Here is a 2,001-nt window from a genome sequence, read left to right as displayed (position 1 = left end):
AAAATCCAACTATACAAGAACATATGTATTCTAAAAAGCAAAAAAAAGAAGCTGTCTAGTTTTGAGACAGCTTCTTTCAGAAGTTATTTAGTCGAAATTATTGTTCGTTAAAATATTTGTAGAAATATGGAATAGTTTCGATTCCTTTGTAGAAATTGAATAAACCATAATGTTCGTTAGGTGAGTGGATAACGTCAGAGTTTAATCCGAATCCCATTAACACAGATTTTGTACCTAATTCTTCCTCGAATAATGCGACAATTGGAATAGAACCTCCAGCTCTTTCAGCTAACGCTTCTTTTTCAAATGTTTCAGCTAATGCTTTTTTAGCAGCAATAAATCCTGGGTGATTAGTAGGTAAAATATAAGGTTTCCCTCCGTGATGTGGTTTTACTTTAACTTCTACTGAAGAAGGAGCTAAAGTAGGGAAATAATCAGCAAATTGTTTTGTAACAACTTCTGGATCTTGTCCTGGAACCAAACGCATAGATATTTTAGCATACGCATGAGAAGGAATTACAGTTTTTGCACCTTCACCTATATATCCACCCCAAATTCCATTCACATCTAAAGTTGGACGAATAGAAGCTCTTTCGATTGTAGAGAATCCTTCTTCACCTTGAATATCAGCAATACCAATTGATTTTTTGTAATCTTCGACGTTAAAAGGAATTTTAGCTAAATCAGCTCTTTCATCTTCTGTCAACTCAAGAATTGGTTCGTAAAAACCAGGAATAGTGATATGTCCTTTTTCATTGATTAATTTTCCAATCATTGTTGCTAAAACGTTAATTGGATTTGGAACAGCTCCACCATACACACCCGAGTGCATATCGCGATTAGATCCTTTTACTTCAACTTCTACATATGACAATCCACGTAAACCTACAGAAATAGAAGGTTGATCGTTCGAAATCATAGAAGTATCAGAAATTAAAATCACATCATTTTTTAATTTCTCTTTATTGTCTTTTACGAAATTTACCAATGAAGGAGAACCAACTTCTTCTTCACCTTCGATCATAAATTTAACGTTACAAGGTAATTCGTTTGATTTGTTTAAAGCTTCGAAAGCTTTAACATGCATAAACATTTGACCTTTATCATCTGCAGAACCACGGGCGAAAATTGCACCATCTGGATGAATTTCTGTCTTTTTGATTACTGGCTCGTATGGTCCAGATTCCCATAATTCTAAAGGATCAGCTGGTTGAACATCATAATGTCCGTAAACTAAAACAGTTGGTTTTGATGGATCAATAATTTTTTCACCATAAATAACTGGGAAACCTTCTGTTTCGCAAACTTCTACATTGTCAGCACCTGCTTGTTTCAAATATTTTGCAACCATTTCAGCTGCATCATTTACATCTTGTGTGTAGGCTGGATCAGCACTAACTGAAGGAATTTTAAGTAATTCTATTAATTCATCAAGAAAACGTTGTTTATTTTCTTGTATAAATTGTTGAGTATTGTTCATTTTTTTTTGTTATGAATAATAGGTAAATTTAACAATAAAATTTAGAGTAAACTTCTTTTTGATAAAAAATATAATTCTAAAACCTTTGTATCTTTGCAAAAATTTAGAAAATGATATTATATAATACAACGTTTATTGTAGAACAAGAAGTGCATGGTGAATGGTTTGAGTGGGTGCAGAGAGAACACATCAATGACTATTTGAAATCGAATTGTTTTATTGGAGCTCGTTTAGGAAAAATAACTTCGCATGTAGAGCCAGGAGCGACGTCTTATTCGTTGCAATTGTTTGTGAATGATGAATTGACTTTAGACCAGTTTAAAAATAATTTTTTAGCAGAAATTCAACAAAAAAGCTTGCAAAAGTTTGCAACAAAAGTAATTAGCTTTGTCAGTGAAATGGAGCATATTGGTGATTATCAATAAATAAAAAATGCAGTAGAAATACACTGCCCCCAAAAAGTTAGACACTTTTGGGGGCATTTTTTATGGCAAGAAAAGTAAAATATGATGTAACATACA

General features: G+C 32.7%; 2 protein-coding genes. One reads left to right on the top strand and one right to left on the bottom strand.

Features of this window, described 5'->3' with window-relative positions:
- Nucleotides 1–97: 97 nt before the first annotated feature.
- Complete coding sequence (locus tag HX088_RS13810; protein ID WP_260543157.1) at nt 98–1,480, bottom strand: dipeptidase; 1,383 nt, start codon at nt 1,478–1,480, stop codon at nt 98–100.
- Between the two features lie 110 nt (nt 1,481–1,590).
- Between HX088_RS13810 and HX088_RS13805 the strand changes: the two genes are divergently transcribed.
- Nucleotides 1,591–1,905 (top strand): DUF4286 family protein, encoded by a 315-nt coding sequence (locus HX088_RS13805; RefSeq protein ID WP_260543156.1) that lies wholly within the window; start codon nt 1,591–1,593, stop codon nt 1,903–1,905.
- The last annotated feature ends 96 nt before the right edge of the window (nt 1,906–2,001 follow it).

The sequence above is a fragment of the Empedobacter sp. 225-1 genome, from assembly GCF_030328185.1.
GTDB lineage: Bacteria > Bacteroidota > Bacteroidia > Flavobacteriales > Weeksellaceae > Empedobacter > Empedobacter stercoris.
This window is presented reverse-complemented; position numbering and strand designations above follow the sequence as displayed.